Annotated in this window: 17 protein-coding genes; 3 read left to right on the forward strand and 14 right to left on the reverse strand. The window is 69.8% G+C overall.

Annotation, left to right across the window (positions count from 1 at the left end; translation table 11 throughout):
* Positions 1-84: 84 nt before the first annotated feature.
* From ACTMVF_RS25075 to ACTMVF_RS25095, 5 genes are all read right to left on the reverse strand, one after another.
* Entirely contained in the window at positions 85-924 is an 840-nt protein-coding gene (locus ACTMVF_RS25075) for a carbohydrate ABC transporter permease (protein WP_441273365.1), read from the reverse strand.
* Positions 921-2285: an ABC transporter permease subunit gene (locus ACTMVF_RS25080; protein ID WP_441273366.1), complete on the reverse strand. Its 1365-nt coding sequence runs from the start codon at positions 2283-2285 to the stop codon at positions 921-923. The genes ACTMVF_RS25075 and ACTMVF_RS25080 overlap by 4 nt, the downstream gene beginning before the upstream one ends.
* A 6-nt stretch (positions 2286-2291) precedes the next feature.
* Positions 2292-3623 (reverse strand): ABC transporter substrate-binding protein, encoded by a 1332-nt coding sequence (locus ACTMVF_RS25085; RefSeq protein ID WP_441273367.1) that lies wholly within the window; start codon positions 3621-3623, stop codon positions 2292-2294.
* A 39-nt stretch (positions 3624-3662) separates the two neighbouring features.
* Complete coding sequence (locus ACTMVF_RS25090) at positions 3663-5324, reverse strand: glycoside hydrolase family 13 protein (protein WP_441273368.1); 1662 nt, start codon at positions 5322-5324, stop codon at positions 3663-3665.
* A gap of 148 nt (positions 5325-5472) precedes the next feature.
* Positions 5473-6744: an ABC transporter substrate-binding protein gene (locus tag ACTMVF_RS25095; protein WP_441273369.1), complete on the reverse strand. Its 1272-nt coding sequence runs from the start codon at positions 6742-6744 to the stop codon at positions 5473-5475.
* A gap of 125 nt (positions 6745-6869) precedes the next feature.
* On the opposite strand from ACTMVF_RS25095, the gene ACTMVF_RS25100 reads away from it, so the two are divergent.
* The 3 genes from ACTMVF_RS25100 to ACTMVF_RS25110 all read left to right on the forward strand — a co-directional run bounded on the left by ACTMVF_RS25100 (position 6870) and on the right by ACTMVF_RS25110 (position 10522).
* Complete coding sequence (locus ACTMVF_RS25100) at positions 6870-7385, forward strand: PadR family transcriptional regulator (protein ID WP_062719185.1); 516 nt, start codon at positions 6870-6872, stop codon at positions 7383-7385.
* Entirely contained in the window at positions 7382-8176 is a 795-nt protein-coding gene (locus tag ACTMVF_RS25105; protein ID WP_441273370.1) for an ABC transporter ATP-binding protein, read from the forward strand. The genes ACTMVF_RS25100 and ACTMVF_RS25105 overlap by 4 nt, the downstream gene beginning before the upstream one ends.
* 63 nt (positions 8177-8239) lie before the next feature.
* Positions 8240-10522, forward strand: coding sequence for an ABC transporter permease (locus ACTMVF_RS25110; protein ID WP_441273371.1), 2283 nt, complete (start codon positions 8240-8242; stop codon positions 10520-10522).
* Between the two features lie 9 nt (positions 10523-10531).
* Here ACTMVF_RS25110 and ACTMVF_RS25115 read toward each other — a convergent pair whose 3' ends face one another.
* The 9 genes from ACTMVF_RS25115 to ACTMVF_RS25155 form a co-directional block, all read right to left on the reverse strand.
* On the reverse strand, positions 10532-11506 hold the full coding sequence (locus ACTMVF_RS25115) for a proline-rich domain-containing protein (RefSeq protein ID WP_441273372.1): 975 nt from the start codon (positions 11504-11506) through the stop codon (positions 10532-10534).
* 91 nt (positions 11507-11597) lie between these two features.
* Positions 11598-13253, reverse strand: a complete 1656-nt coding sequence (gene pgi / locus ACTMVF_RS25120; protein ID WP_441273373.1) for a glucose-6-phosphate isomerase — start codon at positions 13251-13253, stop codon at positions 11598-11600.
* Positions 13254-13305: 52 nt separating this feature from the next.
* Positions 13306-14574 carry an MFS transporter gene (locus ACTMVF_RS25125; RefSeq protein ID WP_441273374.1) on the reverse strand — a complete coding sequence of 423 codons (1269 nt, stop codon included), beginning with the start codon at positions 14572-14574 and terminating at the stop codon, positions 13306-13308.
* 155 nt (positions 14575-14729) lie between these two features.
* Positions 14730-15065, reverse strand: a complete 336-nt coding sequence (locus ACTMVF_RS25130) for an RNA polymerase-binding protein RbpA (protein WP_003957010.1) — start codon at positions 15063-15065, stop codon at positions 14730-14732.
* Between the two features lie 202 nt (positions 15066-15267).
* Complete coding sequence (gene secG / locus ACTMVF_RS25135) at positions 15268-15498, reverse strand: preprotein translocase subunit SecG (protein ID WP_009300451.1); 231 nt, start codon at positions 15496-15498, stop codon at positions 15268-15270.
* Positions 15499-15607: 109 nt separating this feature from the next.
* Complete coding sequence (tpiA, locus tag ACTMVF_RS25140; protein ID WP_441273595.1) at positions 15608-16363, reverse strand: triose-phosphate isomerase; 756 nt, start codon at positions 16361-16363, stop codon at positions 15608-15610.
* Between the two features lie 41 nt (positions 16364-16404).
* A complete protein-coding gene (locus tag ACTMVF_RS25145) occupies positions 16405-17616 on the reverse strand; it encodes a phosphoglycerate kinase (RefSeq protein WP_441273375.1) in 1212 nt (403 codons plus the stop codon).
* A 152-nt stretch (positions 17617-17768) separates the two neighbouring features.
* Positions 17769-18776 (reverse strand): type I glyceraldehyde-3-phosphate dehydrogenase, encoded by a 1008-nt coding sequence (gene gap / locus ACTMVF_RS25150; protein WP_403326934.1) that lies wholly within the window; start codon positions 18774-18776, stop codon positions 17769-17771.
* Between the two features lie 229 nt (positions 18777-19005).
* Entirely contained in the window at positions 19006-21960 is a 2955-nt protein-coding gene (locus ACTMVF_RS25155) for a M14 family zinc carboxypeptidase (protein ID WP_441273376.1), read from the reverse strand.
* Between the last annotated feature and the right edge of the window lie 150 nt (positions 21961-22110).

The following is a 22110-nucleotide window of genomic DNA, read 5'->3' on the forward strand; positions in this document are numbered from 1 at the left end:
GCCCGTTCAGGGCCGAAGCGGGGGTCTGGGGGCGGCAGCCCCCAGGGGACGGGAATGGGTAGGGGCGGCGGGGGCGAGGAACCCCTACTTCACCGAGCCCGCCATGACCCCCTGCACAAAGTGCCGCTGAAACGCGAAGAACACGACCACCGGCACCACCAGCGACACAAACGCCCCCGGCGCCAGCACATCGATGTTGCTGCCGAACTGCCTTATCTGCGACTGGAGTTCAACAGTCAACGGCTGCGACGCACTGTCGGCGAACAGCAACGCCACCAGCATGTCGTTCCACACCCACAGGAACTGGAAGATGGCCAGCGAGGCAATCGCGGGTCGCCCCACCGGCAGCACGAGCCGCGTGAAGATCCGCCACTCGCTGCCCCCATCCATCCGCGCCGCCTCCAGCATCTCCTTCGGCATCTCGGCGAAGTAGTTCCGCAGCAGGAACACGGCGAACGGCAGCCCGTACGCCACATGGAAGAGGACGACCCCGGGAATCGTGCCGAACAGCCCCAGCTGACCGAAGAGTTTGGCGACCGGAAGAAGGCCGATCTGCACGGGCACCACGAGCAGCGCCACCACGACCAGGAAGATCGCCTCCCGCCCGGGAAAGTCCAGCCACGCGAAGGCGTACCCGGCGAGCGCCGCGAGGACGACCACCAGCAGGGTCGCCGGCACCGAGATCAGCACGGTGTTCCAGAAGGCCTGGCTGATCCCGGCGTTCCCCAGCAGCGCCGAGTAGTTGTCGAAGGACAGCTGGCCGGGACTGGTGAACACCGTCCACCAGCCGCCCTTGGCCGTGTCCTCGGCGGACCGCAGTGACGACAGGAACAACCCGGCGAGCGGTGTCAGCCACACCAGCCCGACCACCACGAGAAGCGCCTGGACGACCCCGTTGCCCAGCCCACGCCTGACCGCGTTCATCGCTGACTCCCTCGAAAACGACGGACGTTGAAGACCATGGCGGGAATCACCAGCAACAGCAGAAGCACACCCAGTGCGCTGCCCAGCCCTTGGTTGTTGCCGCCGCCGAACGACACCAGCCACATCTGCGTCGCGAGCACGGTCGCGTCCTCCTGCACCGGCCCGGGCGCGATGATGTAGACGAGGTCGAAGACCTTCATCACGTTGATCACGAGGGTCACGAAGACCACCGTCAGCACCGGCGCCAGCAGCGGCACCGTGATCCGCCGGAAGATCTGCCACTCGTTCGCGCCGTCCATCCGCGCCGCCTCCAGCGCGTCCCGGGGCAGGGCCGAGAGGCCCGCGCCGATCAGGACCATCGCGAAGCCGGTCCAGATCCACAGGTACGCCCCGATGATCGCCGGTGTCACGAGCGTGGGCCCGAGCCAGGAGATGCCCTCGTAGGGCGCGGCGAAGTTCGAGGCCGGCAGCCTCACCGTGTACGAGCCTTCGTCCAGCCCCTCGAAGCGGAACGAGCCGTCGGACGCCGTGGTCGTCGACGCGACCGTCTTCCCGGCCCGCACCGCCTCGACCTTCATCTCCGGCAGCCCGTTCTCCCGCCGGTCGACCTTGCCCTGCTCCCCTCCCCCACCGGGCGTGAAGTCGAGGTACACGACGCCGCGCAGCTCACCGGGGCTCGCTTTGTGCCCCGCCGCCGCGTAGGCCGGCTCGGTGCCCCCGGGCAGGTCGTCGGGCAGGACGCCGACCAGCCCCAGCGTCACCGCCTCGCCCGGCGACACGCTCGCGCTCGTGCGATACGAGCCGTCCGTGCCCTTCGTCAGCCCCTGCCCGTCGCGCGCCCGGGCCGTCGGATACGTCGACGTGCCCTGGAAGGCGTCGTGCACGGAGACGGCGGCGGCGTTCAGCACGCCCTTGTCCGGGTCCTCGTCGTAGGCGAGCCGGAAGATGATGCCGGCGGCGAGGAAGGACACGGCCATCGGCATGAACAGCAGCAGCTTGAACGCGGTCGCCCAGCGGACCTTCTCCACCAGCACGGCCAGGATCAGGCCGAGGCCGGTCAGCAGGGCGGGGGCCACCACCACCCAGATCGTGGTGTTGCGGATGGCCTTGAGCGTCGCCGGGTCGCGGAACATCTCGGTGTAGTTCTCGCCGCCCACGAAACGGGTGCCGGAGGCGTCGAAGAAGCTGCGGCCGATCGAGAACAGCACCGGGTACACGACCAGGGCGCCCAGCAGGAGCAGCGCGGGGAAGACGAAGAGCAGGGCGATGATCCGCGCGCGCCGCCGCGAGCGCCGGGCACGCTCCCTGCCCGGGCCCACGGCGGCCCCGCGGCTCGCCTCTTTCAGGAGAGTGGCGGTCATGTCGCGTCAGCCCTGGCCCTCGTACGCCTTGGCCGCCGCGGCCTCCAGCTTCGCCGCCGTGCCCTTCGGGTCCGACGGGTCGCGCAGGAAGTCCTGCAGGAGCTTCCACTCGCCCGCGCCCTTCGTGCCGCCGAACGCCGCCGGGGCCTGGTCGGACATGTCGAAGCGGACCGAATCGCCCGCCGAGACAAGGGACTTGGCGGTCGCGCGGGTGACGTCGTCGCCGTACGACGCGAGGTCGACGTTCTTGTTCGGGGAGAGGAAGCCGCCCGCCTCGGCCCACACCGCCGCGGCCTCCGGAGTCGCCAGGTACTCGAGGAGCGCCATGCCGGCCTTCTGGTTCTTGCCGTCCTTCAGGACGACGGCCGCGTCGCCGCCGCTGACGACCGGCGCCTTGCCGCCGCCGACCGCCGGGAAGGGGAAGAAGTTCGCGTCCTCGCCGATCGACTTGCCGAACTGGTCCTTGGCGACGCCCGCGACGAAGTCGCCCTCGTAGACCATGCCCGCCTCGGGCTTCGGCCCGAACACCTTCTCCACCGAGCCGGGGAAGTCGGTGTTGAGGGCGCCCTTCTGGCCGCCCGCGATCAGCTGCTTGTCCTTGAACAGCTTGCCGAGGGTGGTCAGCGCCTCGACCACGGACGCGTCGGTCCACTTCAGCTTGTGCGCGGCGAGGGCGTCGTACTTCTCGGGTCCGGCCTGGGAGAGGTAGACGTTCTCGAACCAGTCGGTCAGCGTCCAGCCGTCCTGCCCGGCGACCGAGAAGGCGGCGAGCCCGGAATCGGAGACGGTGTGCCCGGCCTTGAGCATCGCGTCGTACGTCTTCGGCGGCTCGACGCCGGCCTGGGCGAGGGCGTCGGGGCTGTACCAGACGGTCGACTTGTGGGCGGCCTTGAAGTAGAGGCCGTAGAGGGTGCCGTCGACGCTGCCGTAGTCCTTCCACACGGGTGCGAAGCCCGCGTCCACGGACTGCTGGGTGGTCTTGGACAGCGGCTTGAGCCAGTCGTTCTTCGCGAACTGCTGGAGCACGCCGACCTGCGGGACCATCACGACATCGGGGGCGTTGCCGCCCTCGATCTTGCTGCCGACGACGGTGGAGACGTTGTCCCCGGTGGAGGTGAACTGGGTCTTGGCGCCGGTCTTCTCGGTGAACGCGTCCAGCACCTTCTGGAAGTTCTTCTGCTCGGTGCCGGACCAGACACCGGCCACGGTGACCGTCTGACCACTGAGCGCCTTGTCACCGCCGCCCGCGGAGACCGGCCCGCCGCCACAGGCGGTCGCGCCGAGTGCCAGGACGAGGGCGGTGCAGCCGGTGAGCAGGGTGGTACGTCGTCGCATCATCGTTGATGTCCCTTCGGGGATGGGGAAACTGACGGAGGATCAGGCAGAGGTGGACTCGGTCCCGTCGCTCATCCACCAGGCGGCCGTCGAGCCGGGCAGCACCCCGGCCGGGCAGGGGCCGCTCGACAGCAGCGGGGAGCCGGAGACCGGCGCGGGCACGGTCGCCGTACCGAAGTTGACGGCGCAGACGAGGCCGTCGCCGCGAACGAAGGCCAGGACGCCGGGCGGGGTGTCCAGCCAGCGCAGGGTGCCTTCGCCCAGCTGGGGCAGTGCGTCCCGCAGTTGAAGGCCGTCGCGGTACAGGTGCCAGAAGGAGCGGGTGTCGGCGAGGGCGCGGTCGGTGGCGTACTCGGCGAAGTACTCCGGCTGCGGCAGCCACGGCTTGGCGCTCTCGGCGCCGGAGGTGAAGCCGAAGGGCGACGCCTGTCCCGACCACGGCAGCGGCACCCGGCAGCCGTCGCGGATGCGGGCCCGGCTGCCGGTGCGGCGGAAGATCGGGTCGGTGAGCACGTCGTCGGGCAGGTCGACGACCTCGGGCAGGCCCAGCTCCTCGCCCTGGTAGATGTACGCGGCTCCGGGCAGCGCCAGCATCAGCAGCGCGGCGGCGCGGGCGCGGGCGGCGCCGAGGCCGCTGCCCTCGGTGGCGGGTTCGCCGTACCGGGTGACGGTGCGGACCTGGTCGTGGTTGTTGAGGACCCAGGTGACCGTCGAGCCCGTGCCGGCTATGTCCTGCATGGCCTCGGAGATCACCTTGCGGAAGGCGTCAGCCTCCCAGGGCGCGCTGAGCAGGTCGAAGAAGAAGGCCTGGTGGAGCTCGTCCGGGCGAACGTACTGGGCGTGTTCGCGCGCGGTCGGGACGGACACCTCGCCGACGAGGAGCCGGTCACGGCCGTCGCGGAGGGCGTACTCCTCGCATATGGAGCGCCAGTGGCGCCACACCTCGTGCACCTCGGGCTGGTTCCAGGCGAGCGGGTTGACCGAGTCGCGGGTGCGGGCGTCGGCCTCCGGGTCGTCGGAGTCGGGCAGCTCGGGATGCTTGTACAGGCCGGCGGCGACGTCGATACGGAAGCCGTCGATGCCCCGGTCCAGCCAGAAGCGCAGGATGCGGTCGAACTCGGCACCGATCTCGGGATTGCGCCAGTTCCAGTCGGGCTGCTCGGGCGCGAACATGTGCAGGTACCACTGGCCGGGCCGCCCGTCCGCCTCGGTGACCCGGCTCCAGGCCGGGCCGCCGAACATGGAGTGCCAGTTGTTGGGCGGCTCGGACCCGTCGGTGCCGCGGCCGTCGGCGAAGTGGAAGCGGGCACGGGCCGCGCTGCCGGGTTCGGCGGCCAGCGCCTCCTCGAACCACGGGTGCTCGCTGGAGCAGTGGTTGGGGACGATGTCGAGCAACACCTTGACGCCCAGCCGCCGGGCCGCCGCGACCAGCAGGTCGAACTCGGCGAGGTCGCCGAAGATCGGGTCGACGTCGCAGTAGTCGGCCACGTCGTAGCCGTGGTCATGCTGCGGCGAGGGGTAGAAGGGGCTCAGCCAGATCCCGTCCACCCCGAGCTTCTTCAGGTACGGCAGCCCGGCCCGGACCCCGGCGAGATCGCCGACGCCGTCGCCGGTGCTGTCGAGGAAGCTGCGGACGTACACCTGGTAGATCACCGCGTCGCGCCACCAGTGCTGCCTGTTCAATCCATTGCCCTGTCTCTGCATGGGAACTCGTTATGCATGCATGTTAGGTAGGCGTGTCGCGAGGGTGTCAACGAGTAGGACGCAAGCTACCGAAGGGTTAGCCGGTAATATCCGGACTTATTCGCCAGAAACGACCCGAGAAGAGACCTCGGCGTTACCTAACAAGTAACTAGCGGCGAGCGAGGGCGTCGAGCTCCCGCGCCAGCCGCCGCACCGCCGCCTCGGGCGTCTCACGCCCGGTCATCGCGTCGTGCACGACCGCCTGCACCACCAGGCTCACCTGGTCGTAACGCGGGCTCTTGGGGCGCGGCGCGGCCGTGCGCACGCTCTCGCGCAGGGTTGGCAGATACGGGAACTCCCGCACCAGCCCCGGATCCTCGTACAGGTCGGCCCGTACGGGCGGCAGCGCGCCGCGCGTGAGGACCTGGCGCTGGACGCGCTCGCTGGTCAGGTACGCGATCAGGCGGGCGGCCGAGTCGGGGTGCCGGGCATGCGTGCTGACGGCGAGGTTGGAGCCGCCCAGCACACTCGTCCCCGGCCCGTCCGGACCCGGCAGCGGTACGGCGCCGATCTTCCCGGCGACCGGCGAGCCCTTGGCCGAGGCGCCGACATAGGCGTACGGCCAATTGCGGAGGAAGAGCAGACGTCCGTCCTGGAAGGCCTGCTTCGACTCCTCCTCCTTGAAGGTGAGCGCCCGCTTCGGGATCCAGCCCTCGCGCACGCCCCGGGCGAGGAACCCGATGCCTTCGCGGGCGGCCGTCGAGTCCACGGTGACGCGCTCGCCCTCGTCGCCGAGGATCGAGCCGCCCGCCGAGTAGACGGCCTCGGCGGCGTTGACGGTGAGGCCCTCGTACGGCAGGAACTGGCCCGCGTAGCCGTCCAGGCCGTACTTGGGCGCGATGGTCCTCGCGGCCCGTTCCAGTGCGGACCAGGTGCGCGGTGGGTCGACGCCCTCCTTGGCGAGGATGTCCTTGCGGTAGAGGAGCAGGCCGGCGTTGGTGACGTACGGGACCGCGTACAACCGCCCGTCATAGGTTGCCGTGTCCACGACCGGCGGCAGGAAGGTCTCCAGCGGGAAGCGGTCGCGCTCCAGCGGGCGGATCCAGCCCTGCGCCGCGAACTCCGAGGTCCAGCTGACGTCGATGTTGAGGACGTCGAAGCGGCTGCGATCGCCGGCACGCAGGTCGGTGGCCATCTGCGCGTGGGTCTCGTCGGCGGAGTCGGGCAGTTCGACGAGGGTGACCTTTTCGCCGGGGTGGGTGCGGTTCCAGCCGTCCAGGACGGAGCCGAGATAGCCGGTGAGATCGCCCGCGGTGGCGAGGGTCATGGGCCCCCTGCCCGCCGCCGGACCCTCGTCGGCGCGGGCGCCGGAGGCGATATAGCCGGTCAGGATCACGACGAGGACGAGAAGGCCCCTACCGGCGGCATGGATCCACCGCATAGGTTCCTCCCTGTACACCTGGCGCCGAACGTCTTCGTCCGGGGTCAGAGGCCATGTATACCTGTTAGGTATGCGCGATACTAGGCCTCGCAGCACATTAACCAGATGCGAGGAGGAGAGCACGAGTGCGGCTGCCCCTCCTGGCCCTGCTGGCGCGCGGCCCGGCCCACGGCTACGAGCTGAAGCAGGACCTTGAGCAACTGCTGGGCTCCGCGTACCCTCAGCCGAACGTCGGCCAGATCTATGTGACCCTCGGCCGTCTCGAGAAATCGGGACTGATAGAGGGCGAGGACGTCGAGCAGTCGAGCCGGCCCAATAAGAAGGTCTACCACCTCACCGACGCCGGGCGTGAGGCGCTGCGCGCCTGGTTCGAGGAGCCCGAGGACGAGCCACGGGTGCGGGACGAGTTCTTCATGAAGCTGGCCGTCGCCCCGCAGACGGGTCTCGCCGACCAGATCGCCCTCATCAACAAACAACGGCGCCAGTACTTGAACACCATGCGTCAACTGTCGAAGCTGGCCGCCGCCGAGGACCGGGACAACCGCATCGCCCATCTGCTGATCGAGGGCGCGATGCTGCATCTGCAGGCCGACCTCGACTGGCTCGAGCGGTGCCAGGAAGAGCTGGAGGAGCTGGAGTGAGCGACGATTCCACTCCTGCGCTGGGCGCGGAGACTTCTGCGCCGCGTACCGAGAGCCCTCTGCTGCGCGCCGAGGGCCTGGTCAAGACGCATTACGGCGAGGGCGCTCCGGCGCATGCCGTGCGGGGGGTCGATCTTGCCGTCCGGCAGGGCGAGTTCGTGGCCGTCACCGGTCCGTCCGGTGCCGGTAAGTCGACTTTGCTGCATCTGCTCGGCGGACTGCAGCGGCCCGACAGCGGCGGCATCTGGCTGGACGGCGAGTGCGCCGACGCGTGGAGCGAGGCCCGCTGGGCGGTGGAGCGCAGGAAGCGCATCGGGATCGTCTTCCAGTTCTTCAACCTGGTCTCCGACCTGTCCGTCGCCGACAACGTCGAGCTGCCCGCGCTGCTCGCCGGCGTCCCGCCGAAGCGGGCCCGTGCCGAGCGGGCGGAGCTGCTGGGCGAGCTGGGCCTCGTGGGCAAGGAGCGGAGCATGCCGGGCGAGCTGTCCGGCGGCGAACAGCAGCGCGTCGCACTGGCCCGCGCGCTGGTCAACCGTCCCCCTCTCCTGCTGGCCGACGAACCCGCCGGCAGCCTGGATAGCAAGGGCACCCGCGAGGTGATGCGCCTGCTGTCCCGCTTCCACCAGCGCGGCCAGACGATCGTGCTGGTCACGCATGACGCCCGGCTGGCGAGCGCGGCGGACCGCGTGATCAGCTTCTTCGACGGTCGCATCGCCGACGACGCCGAACTGGACGGCGGCACACCGCCGCGCCGGGCGGGGATATCCGGTGTGCTGGAGCTCAAGGACTGACATGCGGGTGGACATACGGGTGTACGACCACTGCCCCGCATCCGGGCCGAGGGGCTGAGGCCCGTGCGAGCCACCCTGCGCTGGGCGCACTCCGATCTGCGTACGCACCGCGGCGAGGCGCTGTTCCTCGTGCTGGCCACGGCCGGGATCGTCGTCTCGCTGTTGCTGGCCACGGCGCTGTTCGGCTACGCCACCAACCCCTGGCAGCGCGTCTTCACCCAGGCGCACGGCGCACACGTCTGGCTGCACACCGGCGCCTCGGCCGACACCGGGAAACTCGCCGAGCTCGACGGCGTCGACTCCGTCGCGGGCCCCTACCCCACCGCCTCCACCACCCTGGCCTCCCGCGGCACCCGCGCCTCCGTCGAACTGCGCGGCACCCCCGACCGTCCCGCCGTCGACCGCCCGCTCCTCACCTCCGGCCACTGGCTGGACCCCGCGAACCCCAACGGCGTCGTCCTGGAGAGCCGCCTGGCCCGCGCCCTCCTGGCCGCCCCCGGAGACACGCTCACCCTGCCCGGCACCGGCCGGACCCTGACCGTTCTCGGCATCGCCGACAGCGCCGAGCCGCGCTACCGGCCGGGCGAGCAGCCGGGCCTGGTCTGGGCGCCGCCGGCCGCCGTGCGCGATCCCGGCGGCCAGGTGATCGGGCTGCGTCTGACGGACCCCGACGACACGGACTACGCCGTACAGCGCGCCGTGACCGTGCTGGGCGCCGGCGCGGTCGGCGAGGTCTCCACCTGGAAACAGGCGCGCGCCGAGGCACAGGGCGACAACCGGCTGCTCGGGCAGGTGCTGGGCCTGTTCGGACTGGGCGCCCTGGTCGCCGCCGGGCTCGCCGTGCACGGGGCGATCGGCACCCGTATCCGCGGCCATCTGCGGGACATCTCCGTGCTGAAGGCGATCGGCTTCACGCCGGGTCAGGTGGTCCGCGTCTTCCTGCTCCAGCACCTCGCCTACGCGCTGCTGGGTGCCGTGGCCGCGGCGGCCCTCATCCAGGCCGTGGGCAGCCATGTCCCGGGGCGGCTCGGGGACGCGGTCGGGGTGTGGCAGGGGCTGCCCGGGCACGGCGTGGCGCTGTTCGTGGTGCCCGTGGGGGCGGTGCTCTTCATCGGCGCGACCACGGGGCTCGCCGCGTGGCGGGCGGGGCGGGTGCCCCCGGTGCCGGTGCCGCGGCCCGCGGCTCCGCTCGGCGGGCGGCTTTCCGGCGTGGCCCGGCAGGCCCTCGGGCTGCGGCTGCCGCCCGCGCTGGTGCTGGGCTGGCACCGGGCGTTCACGCGCCGACTGCGGTCGCTGGCCACGGTCGCCCGGCTCGCGCTGCCGCTGCTGCTGATCGTGGTGGCGATGAGTGCGTGGACCACCATCGACCGGTTCGACAGCAGGCCCGAACAGATCGGTCTGCCGACCGCCCTCACCGTCCACGCCGACTCCGGCCTGCCCGACCGGGACGCCCGCACGCTGCTGGAACGCGACCCGCAGGTCGCCGCCGCCTACCCGGGCGTCGAGGTGGCCGCCCTGGTCCCGGGCCAGACGGCCACGATCGCCCTGCGCGGCCTCGGCACCCGCGAGGACCCCTACCCGTACGCCCTGGCCGAGGGCCGTGCCGCGCAGGGCCGCGACGAGGCCGTGGCCGGGCAGGGCCTGCTCGATCTGCTGGACGTGAAGGTCGGCGACTGGGTGCGGATGACCGTCGGCGACCAGCCGCAGATCCTGCACATCGTGGGCCGCAGCATCGAGCCCGAGAACGCCGGCCGGGTCATCTCCACCTCCCTCGACACCCTCCGCGAGAACGACCCGGGCCTCGGCCCCACCCTCTACGAGCTACGGCTCCGCCCGGGCACCGAACCGTACGAGGTGGCCGACCGCCTGACCGCCGCCGGGCACGGACGCCTGGACGTACACGCCGTACCGAACCCCGCCGACGGCCTCTCCCCCCTGCGCGGAGTCGTCGTGGGCCTGATCGCCGTGCTGGCCCTCATCGGGCTCATCGAACTACTGACCGCGATCGGCGGCACCGTCCGCGAGAGCGAACGCGACCTGCTGGCCCTCAAGGCCATCGGCCTGTCCCCACGGCAGATCACCGCGATCACCGTCACGTCCACCGCCTGCACCGCCCTGGCCGCGGTCGTCATCGGCACGACACTGGGCGCACCCCTCGCGCACTGGCTGATCGACGCCCAGGGCAGATCGAGCGGCATCGGCGCCGGGATCGCCCAGGGCCCGTCCGTCGCTCTCCTGCTGCTGTTCGGCGCGGCGGCAGTCACGGGTGCGGCCGCCCTCGCCACCGTCCCGGCCTCCCGCGCGGCCCGCCGCCGCCTCGCGGACACACTGAGCGCGGTCGCCTGACCTGCGGGGCTACCGCGGGTTGTGCGGGGGCGGCGGGTTGTACGGCGGCCGCGGGCCCGGTGCGTACGGGTTGCCCTGCGGGGGCGGGCCGTAGGGGTTTCCGGCGGGCGGTACGTAGGGAGCCCCGCTCGGCGGTGCGTAAGGTGTCCCGCTCGGCGGGCCGTACGGGTTGCCCTGGTGTGGCACGAACCCGTTCGGCGCGTACGACGGTGGCGGCGGGGCCGGTGTCGGAGTGGGCGGCAGGGTGGCCGGGTGGGCCGCCAGCCGGATGCCGTACCGGCTGCTGAGCCGGCCCATCTCCAGCAGGGCGATGCCCGTGACTGTCATGGGGGCGCCCAGGATGAAGACGACGCCCATCGCGAGGCCGAGGCCGTGCAGGTCGCCGGTGATGAGATCGGGGATGGCCATGAGCCAGGTCGTCACCGTGGCGAGCAGCGGCGGCAGACAGCGGTGCACGGCGGCGGTGCCGAAGAAGTTCCCCGAGATCCGGTACGCGCCGGCGATCACGAAGAAGCCCATCCAGAGCCCGAGGAGGCTGAACAACATGCCCCCGAGGGTCCCCAAAGCGTTTCCCATCCGGAAGATCAGCACCGTACCGAGCGCCGAGCCGATGAACAGCAGCAGCAACTTCAGCGACCTGACGAGCGGCTCCCGCAGCTGCCGTACTGTGCCCGCGCCGGAACGCCGCCAGATGTGAAGCATGACGCCGACCGTGAGCGGCGTGATGAACAGCAGGACGACACACGCGGTCGCCGCGTTGTCCAGCATCTCGTCGAAGGCGAAACCGCCCTCGACGAAGGTGTAGACCCCGAACGCCGCTACCGCGCCCGCGATGACACGCGCCTTCTTGAGCGCGTCCACCGATGGATCCAGTGAGCCCGGGATCCAGGTCGGGTGGAACACCGCCCGCGCCACGTGATGGGGCTTCAGGAACGAACGGGCAGTCAGCGTGCCGCCGGTCCAACTCCCGTATGGATTGGTCAACTTGCACTCCCCCGAGTGATCGCGCTCTTGATCGACGAGGGAGTCTACGGGAAGCGGACGACCGCGCGCCGCCCGCTTCCCGTATCCGCGATCACCGCCGGCCGCGCAGCTCCCGGTACTTGGCGACGAGCGCCTTCGTCGACGCGTCCAGCCCCGGCACGTCGGCGCCCTCGGTCAGCGCGGGCTCGACCCGCTTGGCGAGGACCTTGCCGAGCTCCACTCCCCACTGGTCGAAGGAGTCGATGTTCCACACCGCTCCCTGCACGAACACCTTGTGCTCGTACAACGCGATCAGCTGACCGAGCACGGACGGGGTCAGCTCGCGCGCGAGGACCGTGGTCGTCGGATGGTTGCCCTTGAACGTCTTGTGGGCCACCAGCTCCTCGGGCACCCCCTCCGCACGCACCTCGTCCGGCGTCTTGCCGAACGCCAGCGCCTGCGTCTGGGCGAAGAAGTTCGCCATCAACAGGTCGTGCTGCGCCTTGAGTTCGTCACTCATCTCGGCGACCGGCTCGGCGAAGCCGATGAAGTCCGCCGGGATCAGCTTGGTGCCCTGGTGGATCAGCTGGTAGTACGCGTGCTGCCCGTTGGTGCCCGGCGTGCCCCACACGACCGGCCCGGTCTGCCAGTCGACCTCCCGCCCGTCCCGGCCGACGTACTTGCCGTTGGACTCCATGTCCAGCTGCTGCAGATACGCCGTGAACTTGGACAGGTAGTGGCTGTACGGCAGCACGGCGTGCGACTGGGCGTCGTGGAAGTTGCCGTACCAGATGCCCAACAGGCCCAGCAGCAGTGGCACGTTGGACTCGGCGGGCGCGGTGCGGAAGTGCTCGTCGACGATCCGGAAGCCGTCGAGCATCTCGCGGAAGCGGTCCGGACCGATGGCGACCATGAGCGAGAGCCCGATGGCCGAGTCGTACGAGTAGCGCCCGCCGACCCAGTCCCAGAACTCGAACATGTTGGCCGTGTCGATGCCGAAGTCGGCGACCTTCTCGGCATTCGTCGACAGCGCGACGAAGTGCTTGGCGACGGCCTCCTGCCCCGCCTTCAGCTCTCCCAGCAGCCAGTTGCGGGCCGAGGTGGCGTTGCTGATCGTCTCGATCGTGGTGAACGTCTTGGAGGCGATGATGAACAGCGTCTCGGCCGCGTCCAGGTCGCGGGTCGCCTCGTGCAGGTCGGCGCCGTCGACGTTCGACACGAAGCGGACGGTGAGGCCGCGGTCGGTGTAGCTGCGCAGTACCTCGTACGCCATCGCCGGGCCGAGGTCGGAGCCGCCGATGCCGATGTTGACGACGTTCTTGATGCGCTTGCCGGTGTGGCCGGTCCAGACGCCGGAGCGGACCCGCTCGGCGAAGTCGGCCATCCGGTCCAGGACGGCGTGTACACCCGGGACGACGTTCTCCCCGTCGACCTCGATCACCGCGTCACGCGGCGCGCGCAGCGCGGTGTGCAGGACGGCGCGGTCCTCGGTGGTGTTGATCTTCTCGCCGCGGAACATGGCGTCCCGCAGCCCGAACACGTCCGTCGCGACGGCCAGCTCGCGCAGCAGCCGCAGGGTCTCGTCGGTGACGAGGTGCTTGGAGTAGTCGATGTGCAGGTCACCGACCTGCAGCGTGTACCCCGCGCCGCGCCCCGGATCGGCGGCGAACAGCTCCCGCAGCCGCACCTCGCCGAGCTCCTCGCGGTGCTTGGCCAGCGCGGTCCACTCGGGCGTCTGGTTGAGCCTGGTACGGCCGTCTGCGTTCATGTCCGACTTCAGCCTTCTTTCGTGCCTGTCCCAGCGGTTCCAACCTAATTGATCAGCGCGGGGCGCGAGCCGTCGTGGCGAAGTCGTCCGGCGCAACAACAGGTACGTCCGGCTTGCGCACAGGTATCAGCGCGGTGAGGGCCAGCACGAAGAAGGCGGCCGTGAGCAAGGGCGGAGTGTTGAGCCCCCAGGCGGTGGCGACGGCACCGCCCAGCAGCGCGCCGAGCGGCACCCCGGCGAAGGCCAGGGTCCGGAAAGCCGAGGCCACCCGGCCCAGCAGCTCGACGGGGCTGCGTTGCTGCATGAGCGTCGTCGTGTTGACGTTCCACACCATGCCCATGAGCCCGAAGACGACCAGGGCGGCCACCAGCACGGCCAGGCTGCGCACGGTGCCCATGACGACGAGGGCCGCGGTCTGCATCGCACCGGCGAACAGCACGGCCCGGATCGCGCCCAGCCGCTTCACGATCCGGCCGTTCACCACTCCCCCGGCAAGCCCCCCGACGGTGAACGCGGCGCCCGCCGCCGCGTACCCCACAGGGCCGGCGTCCAGCCACCCGGTCACCAGGACGACCAGGGTGGCGAGCTGGGCGCCCATGCCGATGTTGCACAGCGCGGTGGCGGCGCACAGGCCCCGCAGGTCCCGGTCGCGCCACAGGGTGCGCAGTCCCTCCGCGATCTCCCGGCGCAGGGTGCTGCCCGCCGGTGCCGGCTTTCGCTCGGGCGCCTCGGTCCGCAGCGAGGCCACCAGGACGGCCGCCACCAGGTAGGTACCGGCGTCGGCCGCGAAGGGAGCGGCGGCTCCCACTGCCAGCAGTACCGGCACGACCGGCCCGCCCACCAGTCCGCCGGCGATGCGCTGGCCGGTCATCAGACGGGCGTTCGCGCTGCCGAGGTCGTCATGGTCCACCAGCGCGGGGAGCAGGGCCGTCGCGGCGTTGTCGAACAGCGTCTGGAGTGCGGTCAGGGTGAAGGCCAGCGCGATGAGCAGCCCGATCGAGGCGTGACCGAGCGCCACGGCCACCGCGAACGCGCCGACCAGCAGGGCGCGTAACGCATCCACCGTCCACATCGCGCGCCGCTGGTCCACCCGGTCGGCGACGGCGCCGCCGAGCAGCCCGAAGACGATCCACGGCAGGTAGCCGCAGGCGGTGACCGCGGCGATCAGCAGCGGCCGGTCCGTCAGCGTCATGGCAAGGAGCGGCAGGGCGGCCGTACGCAGGGAATCACCGAAGCTGGAGAGCACGGCGGCGCTCCACAGCCGTCCGAACCCCCCGCGCCACGCGGGCGCATGCACTCCCACGGTCTCAGCCGTCGTCACAACTCCCCCTCGGTCCATCGATGCAGAAGATCGATGCACAAACCGTAGAGGGCGGCACTGACAATCGGCCTCGGAGCGCGAGTCCACCACCGGCGGACCGGTGCGCCATACAGGTCCGGCCAGGCACCCCCAGGTGCCCGGCCGGTCCTCAACTCCTAGATTTCGCCCCGCAGTTTGGCGAGTGCCTCGGCGAGGATCGCCTCGCCGTCCGCGTCACTGCGCCGTTCCCGTACATACGCCAGGTGCGTCTTGTAGGGCTCGGTCCGCGGCGGGTCCGGCGGGTTGTCCCGGTCCTGTCCGGCGGGAAAGCCGCAGCGCGGGCAGTCCCAGGTGTCGGGAACCTGCGCGTCGCTGGCGAAGCTGGGCTGCGTCTCGTGCCCGTTGGAGCACCAGAAGGAGATGCGAAGACGCGGCGCGGACTCGCCGCGCTCGGCCTCGCCCATCGGCCCCGCCCCGACCCGGCTTCCTCGGATCGCGTTGCCACTTGCCACGGTCGTAACTCCCTGCGTGATGGTGCCGCAAAGCGAGTCGGCGTTTCGCTTCGCTGCGAGCGCCTCAGTCTACGTAAGGCCCAACGCGCGTCCAGTGATTGGAGTTACAGAGCCCTCACACCTAGACGCAAGCCCCATGATAGGCCGCGCTCAGCTGCGCGTACCGAACATGGGGCCTTACGTGCGGGATTGTGCGTGCCGGTCAGTTGTTCACCTTCATCAGGATGCCCAGCACGACAATGCACGCGAACCACAGCAGACCAACCACAACGGTGATCCGGTCGAGGTTGCGCTCGGCGACCGAGGAGCCACCGACGGACGACTGCATGCCGCCACCGAACATGTCGGAGAGGCCGCCGCCCTTCCCCTTGTGCATCAGCACCAGCAGCATCAGCAGCAGGCTGAAGACGATCAGGGCGATCGAGAACCCCATAACCACGGCTGGACCAACTTCCTCGGATCTGGATAGACGACGGGGGCCGAAGCTCTTGTGAAAGCCTCCGGCCCCCGCAAGGGTACGACGGATCGCCGTTACCGCATACTCACTGGTCGCGGAACCGTACGATCTTGACGAACTCGTCGGCGTCGAGCGAGGCACCGCCGACCAGGGCGCCGTCGATGTCGGCCTGGGCCATGATCTCGGCGACGTTGCCGGACTTCACGGAGCCGCCGTACTGGATGCGGACCTTGTCGGCCAGTTCCTGCGAGTACAGCTCGGCGAGCTTGGCGCGGATGGCGGCACAGACCTCCTGGGCGTCCTCGGCGCCGCAGACCTTGCCGGTGCCGATGGCCCAGACGGGCTCGTAGGCGATGACGATGGTCTCGGCCTGCTCGGCCGGGATGTCCTTCAGACCGCCCTCGACCTGGGCGAGGGTGTGCGGGACGGCGTTGCCGGCCTCGCGGACCTCCAGCTCCTCGCCGACGCACATGATCGGGGTGAGGCCGTGCTTGAAGGCGGCCTTGACCTTGGCGTTGACGATCTCGTCCGTCTCGGCGTGGTACTGGCGGCGCTCGGAGTGGCCGATCGCCACGTAGGTGCACTTCAGCTTGGCCAGCATGGAGCCGGAGATCTCGCCGGTGTAGGCGCCGGAGTCCTGGGCCGACATGTCCTGGGCGCCGTACTTGATCTTCAGCTTGTCGCCGTCGACCAGGGTCTGCACGGAGCGCAGGTCGGTGAAGGGCGGCAGGACGGCGACCTCGACGGCCTCGTAGTCCTTGTCGGCCAGGGCGAAGGCGAGCTTCTGGACGTGGGCGATGGCCTCGAGGTGGTTGAGGTTCATCTTCCAGTTGCCCGCCATCAGCGGCGTGCGCCCGGAAAGATTAGATGCAGCCATTAAGGTCAGTCCTCCAGTGCGGCGAGGCCGGGGAGCGTCTTGCCCTCGAGGTATTCGAGGGAGGCGCCGCCACCGGTCGAGATGTGGCCGAATGCGGTCTCGTCGAAGCCAAGGGTGCGAACGGCCGCGGCGGAGTCGCCACCGCCGACCACGGTGAAGCCCTTGGAGTCGACGAGGGCCTGGGCGACCGCTTTGGTGCCCTCGGCGTAGTCGGGGTGCTCGAAGACGCCCATGGGGCCGTTCCAGAAGACGGTCGCGGCGTCGGCGAGCTTCGAGGCGTACAGCTTGCGGGTCTCCGGACCGATGTCCAGGCCCTCCTGGTCGGCCGGGATGGCGTCCGCGGCGACGGTCGTGGGGTTGGCCGGGGCCTTGGTCTTCAGGTCCGGGAACTCGGTGGAGACCAGGACGTCGACCGGGAGGACGATCTCGACGCCGTTCTTCTCGGCGCGCTCCATGTACTCGGTGACGACCGGGACCTGGTCCTCCTGGAGGAGGGAGATGCCGACCTCGTACCCCTTGGCCTTGAGGAAGGTGTACGCCATGCCGCCGCCGATGAGCAGCCGGTCGGCCTTGCCGAGCAGCTGGTCGATGACGGCGAGCTTGTCGGAGACCTTGGCGCCGCCGAGCGCGACGACGTACGGCCGCTTGACGTCATCGGTGAGCTTCTTCAGGACGGCGACCTCGTTCGCGATGAGGTAGCCGGCGTAGTGCGGAAGCTTGCCCGGGAGGTCGTACACGGACGCGTGCTTGCGGTGGACCGCGCCGAAGCCGTCACCGACGTAGACGTCGGCGAGCGCGGCGAGCTGGTCGGCGAAGGCGCCGCGCTCGGTGTCGTCCTTGCTGGTCTCGCCGGCGTTGAAGCGGAGGTTCTCGACGACCGCGACCTGGCCGTCGGTCAGGGCCGCCACCGTGGCCTGGGCGGACTCGCCGACCGTGTCCGTGGCGAACTTGACCTCCGCGCCGAGCAGTTCACCGAGGCGCGCGGCGGCGGGTGCGAGGGAGAAGGCCGGGTCCGGGGCGCCCTTGGGGCGGCCCAGGTGCGAGGCGACGACGACGCGGGCGCCCGCCTCGGCCAGCGCCTTGACGGTGGGGAGGACGGCGCGGATACGACCGTCGTCGGTGATCGTGGTGCCGTCCAGCGGCACGTTCAGGTCGGCGCGGACGAAGACCCGCTTGCCTGCGACGCCTTCGGAGAGAAGTTCGTCGATCGTCTTCATGAAGGGGACTCCTGAGGAGGGCTCGTGATCGCTCTTGATCGCTCGAAAGCGCTCGTGATCCAACAGGTCTGTTCTGCACGCGCGTCAGGGCTCGGGCGACGCGTCCCTGCGTCGCCCGAGCCCTGACTCACATCATGTGCTTGCTCTGGATATCAGAGCTGGTTGCCGACGAAGACCGTGAGGTCGACGAGGCGGTTGGAGTAGCCCCACTCGTTGTCGTACCAGCCGATGACCTTCACGTTCTTGCCCTCCTGGACCATGGTCAGGGAGGAGTCGAAGGTGCAGGACGCCGGGGCGTTGACGATGTCGGAGGAGACGATCGGGTCCTCGGTGTACTCGAGGATGCCCTTCAGCTCGCCCTCGGCGGCCTTCTGGAAGGCGGCGTTGATCTCTTCCTTGGTGACCTCGCGGCCGAGCTCCAGGACGAGGTCGGTGACCGAGCCGGTCGGGACCGGGACGCGCATCGCGATGCCGTCCAGCTTGCCCTTGAGCTGCGGCAGGACCAGCGCGGTGGCCTTGGCGGCACCCGTGGTGGTCGGGATGATGTTCTCGGCGGCGGCACGCGCGCGGCGCAGGTCCTTGTGCGGGAAGTCCAGGATGCGCTGGTCGTTCGTGTACGCGTGCACCGTCGTCATCAGGCCCTTGACGATGCCGAAGTTCTCGTCGAGGACCTTCGCCATCGGCGCCACACAGTTGGTGGTGCAGGAGGCGTTGGAGATGACGTGGTGGTTCGCCGGGTCGTACTTGTCCTGGTTGACGCCCATCACGACGGTGATGTCCTCGTCGGAGGCCGGAGCCGAGATGAGGACCTTCTTGGCGCCGCCGGCGATGTGCTTCTCGGCGTCGGCCTTCTTCGTGAAGATGCCGGTCGACTCGATGACGATGTCGACGCCCAGCTCGCCCCACGGGATGTCGGCGGGGTTGCGCTCGGACAGGACCTTGATGGTGTGGCCGTCGACGGTGATCGTGTCGGCGGTGTGGGTGACCTCCTGCTTGAGGCGACCCAGAATCGTGTCGTACTTCAGCAGGTGAGCGGTGGTCGCAGTGTCACCCAGGTCGTTGACAGCCACGATCTCGATGTCAGCACCCTGCTCCAGCAGCGCGCGGAAGTAGTTGCGACCGATACGACCGAAGCCGTTGATGCCTACGCGGATCGTCACGAACCGATCTCCTCGTTGGTACGCCGGCCATGCGGTGCCGGCGAGCTCTATTTGGGATGTCCCCGACCGCCTACGACCCTACCTCTCTGAAGCCGCCGTGGTGACATTCACATGCCTCATACACGGCACGGCGGCCCGTACCCGCCAGTAGGGGTACGGACCGCCCGGCCCGGAAGCCCGGATCACTCGATTTGGTCACGGCGCGTTGCGCGCTGTTGACCTCGGTGTGTCAGTCCTCAAGTGAGGAGAGGGCCTTTCCGATGAGCGCCTTACGGTCGGCCGCCGCGGCGACGTGTTCCAGGCCGAAGCCCAGCAGCACCGTGTCGTCGGTGGTGACCGCTCCATAGGTCTGGAACAGCGCCCCGGTGCGCGCCCAGTCCTTGAGCACGGCCGGGCTGCCCGCGGGCGGTCCGGTCACGCTCCAGGCGCCGAGCGACGTTTCGAAGCCCTCGGTCTGGGTCGCCGTACCGCCGACGACGAGCGAGGCCTCGTCGGCGAGGACGCCATGGCCTCCGGTGCTCGGGTCGGTGACGTAGGCGATCGAGATCTCGACCGACTTCCCGGCGTATGCGCTCAGGTCGAACTCGACCTGCTTCCAGCCCTCGGAGGCGCCGGTGAGCGCGTTCCACTGGCCGCTGCTGCCGCTCGCGGTGCACCCGCTCGCCGCGACGGTGAGGTAGTGGTTCAGCCAGGGGTGCTCGCCCGCGTAGAACCCGGCTTCGCAGTCCGCGGGCACGGTGGTGCTGGTGGCACCGCCCGCCTCCGGGAGTGTCGTCCAGTCCTCGGCCCCGGTGGTGTGGGCCTCGATCAGGACGTTGTCGTAGCCGGGCTCGACGTCCCACAGCAGCTGGGTGCGCAAGGTCGGCTTCTGCGCGGCGCTCACCCCGGTGAGGTCGACGGTCCTGGTCAGCCGCTTGTAGGCGTCGTCGGTGTGGACGGCGGCCGCCATGGAGGAACCGGCGTACGGCCCGTACGGGTTGACGACCCCGGCGAACTGGCCGGCGCCCGCGCTCGCGAACTGCGGGTACTCGTCGGCGGGGAGTTCGTCCGAGGTGACGCTGTAGTTCCCGGCCTTGTCGAGCGGGTTGCCGGTCGCGTCGCCGAGCGCTCCGATGAACCCGCCGAACTTGCCGGAGCCGGTGAAGCCGGTGGCCCCGGGGAGCGACGTACGGGAGTAGGCGCCCAGGTAGTACTGGCTGAAGTCGTCCGACACGGTGCCGCCGCCGAGGTCGACGCTGCCGCCGGCCTGCTCGCCCGCCTCCATCAGCTTGCCGCCCTCGTTGAGGTAGGCGCGCAGCTGGAGCTGGGTGGCGTTGCCCGGGACGTTCGCGCCGGTGTAGTGGACGACGGTGTCGAAGTGACTCAGCACGCCGAGCGCGTCGGGCGCGCCCTGAGCGGCGACGTCCCAGACGATTGCCCGGCGGCCGTTGGCCTTGAGCGCGTCGACGTACTTCTGCGCGTGGGCGGCGGTGGCGCCTTCCTCGGCGACCACGAGGACGTCCGCGCGCGGCCGTTCGGCCACGGTGTAGGTGAAGTGCTCGCTGGAGACGGGCTTTCCGCTCCTCGTCTCGCCGGTGAACCACACCTCGACCTTGTCGCCCGGGTCGCCGTCGGCGACCTTGGCCCGGTACTCGTCGAAGTACAGGTTGTCCTCACCGCCGTACGTCTCGCCGCCCTTCCAGGCCCGGAGCGCCATGTCCTCCGTACGCCCGCCGTTGACGCGGTACTTGAGCTCCTTGTCGCGCACGGACTTGCGTGCGACGACGGAGACCTCCTGGTCGGCGCCGCGGGAGTACGACGTGGTGAACGCCGCCGGGGTGAAGTCGGCGGCGCTCAGGCCGACCGAGGAGGACGGCCGGTCGGGGTGCGCGGCGGACTCGGCGACCGAGAGCGCGAACGGGACGTTCTTGGCGAACTCCTGCTGGATCAGCTTCTCGTCGTCCGGGAAGTTGAAGACCGACTGGCAGTCCCGCGCGTTCCACTGGTCGTTCGGGTCGATGTTCGACGCGGTCTGGCAGGTCGACATCTCCGGCGTGAACATCGCTGTGCCGTTGATGTTCGAGGCGTGACCGTCGGTCTCGCCGTTGGTGGTGTACAGCTCCGAGGAGACCTGCGGGTGATAGCCGGGGACCGCGGGATTCTCCGGCGTGCCGGCGAGCGCCTTGTAGAGGACGTCGTCCGGGCTGTCGGTGGCGACCTGCCAGCCGACGCCGTAGAGGATGAGTTCGGCCGCGGAGTGGTAGTTGATGCCGTAGTCGAAGCCGATCCGCCTCTGGAAGGCGTCCATCGCCCGCGTCTCCGGCTCGGAAGCCGGGGACGCGCCGCGGTAGGTCTCGCTGGTGGGGTTGGGGGACGAACCCTCGTCGTCGTAGCCCCACTTGTAGGTGAAGTTACGGTTGAGGTCGACGCCGTCGCCGGTGCTGATGGCACCGTCGCCGTTGATGTCGCGCAGGTTCTTGCGCCACAGGCGGTTGCCGGAGTCCTGGAAGGTGTAGTCGTAGCCGTCGGGGTTGGCCGAGAGCACGAACCACAGCTCGGTCGAGTCGACGATCTTCTTGACGCGCTTGTCGGTCTTGTAGTTGTCCAGGTAGTGGTGCATCAGGCGCCGGGTCATCTCCGGCGTGATCCACTCGCGCGCGTGCTGGTTGGAGACGTAGAGGACGGAGGGCTTGGTGCCGTCCTTGGTCTTCTTGGCGTTCTTGGTGAGCTTGACGGCCAGGATGTCCTGGCCGTTGATCGTCTTGCCGATGGAGACGACCTTGGTGAGACCGGGGTGCTCCTGCCCGGTCCGGACGATCTCCTCCTTGAGTCCTCCGCTACCGCTGTACGGGCGGTACACGCCCTCGGCGGCCTTCTCGGTGCGAGCCTCGGCCTTGGCGGAGAGGTCGTGCTCAGTGAGCTCGACGCCCTGCTTCTCTAGTTCCTTGGCCTGGTCGTCGGTGAGGTAGACCTCGACGGTGGCGGTGCCCTTCTCGGGCGCCTGCTCACTGAGTTCGTGGCCGTCCTGACCGGCCGCCAGCAGCAGGGGTACCTGCTTCTTGGTGACCTCGGCGCGGAAGACCTTCACTTCGTTCGGGTCGGTCTCTGGTGAATTTCCCGGCTGTGCCTGGGCGATGGGTGCGACACTCGCTCCGCCTATCAGGAGCGCGCCGGCAGCGAGGATCGATCTCGCTCTGGGTCTCATGAACCCCCCTAGCAGTGTTTCGCCACAGTGACGAATGACTGCCAGGCTCATGCCACTTCACGGCCCAGTCAAGAGTGCCGCGTCGACCCACAAATACCGGTGCCGACGTCCCAAGTGGACATCGGCACCGGCTGGTTGACGATCTCTCAC

The sequence above is a fragment of the Streptomyces sp. SD31 genome, assembly GCF_052068475.1.
Taxonomy (GTDB): domain Bacteria; phylum Actinomycetota; class Actinomycetes; order Streptomycetales; family Streptomycetaceae; genus Streptomyces.

Bases quoted from the DNA above. Each gene is read 5' to 3' on its own strand.
- tpiA (WP_441273595.1), bottom strand. From the start codon at position 16,363: ATGGCGGGCAACTGGAAGATGAACCTCAACCACCTCGAGGCCATCGCC.
- ACTMVF_RS25095 (WP_441273369.1), bottom strand. From the start codon at position 6,744: ATGCGGTGGATCCATGCCGCCGGTAGGGGCCTTCTCGTCCTCGTCGTG.
- ACTMVF_RS25075 (WP_441273365.1), bottom strand. From the start codon at position 924: ATGAACGCGGTCAGGCGTGGGCTGGGCAACGGGGTCGTCCAGGCGCTT.
- pgi (WP_441273373.1), bottom strand. From the start codon at position 13,253: ATGAACGCAGACGGCCGTACCAGGCTCAACCAGACGCCCGAGTGGACC.
- ACTMVF_RS25155 (WP_441273376.1), bottom strand. From the start codon at position 21,960: ATGAGACCCAGAGCGAGATCGATCCTCGCTGCCGGCGCGCTCCTGATA.
- ACTMVF_RS25085 (WP_441273367.1), bottom strand. From the start codon at position 3,623: ATGATGCGACGACGTACCACCCTGCTCACCGGCTGCACCGCCCTCGTC.
- ACTMVF_RS25080 (WP_441273366.1), bottom strand. From the start codon at position 2,285: ATGACCGCCACTCTCCTGAAAGAGGCGAGCCGCGGGGCCGCCGTGGGC.
- secG (WP_009300451.1), bottom strand. From the start codon at position 15,498: ATGGGGTTCTCGATCGCCCTGATCGTCTTCAGCCTGCTGCTGATGCTG.
- ACTMVF_RS25090 (WP_441273368.1), bottom strand. From the start codon at position 5,324: ATGCAGAGACAGGGCAATGGATTGAACAGGCAGCACTGGTGGCGCGAC.
- ACTMVF_RS25145 (WP_441273375.1), bottom strand. From the start codon at position 17,616: ATGAAGACGATCGACGAACTTCTCTCCGAAGGCGTCGCAGGCAAGCGG.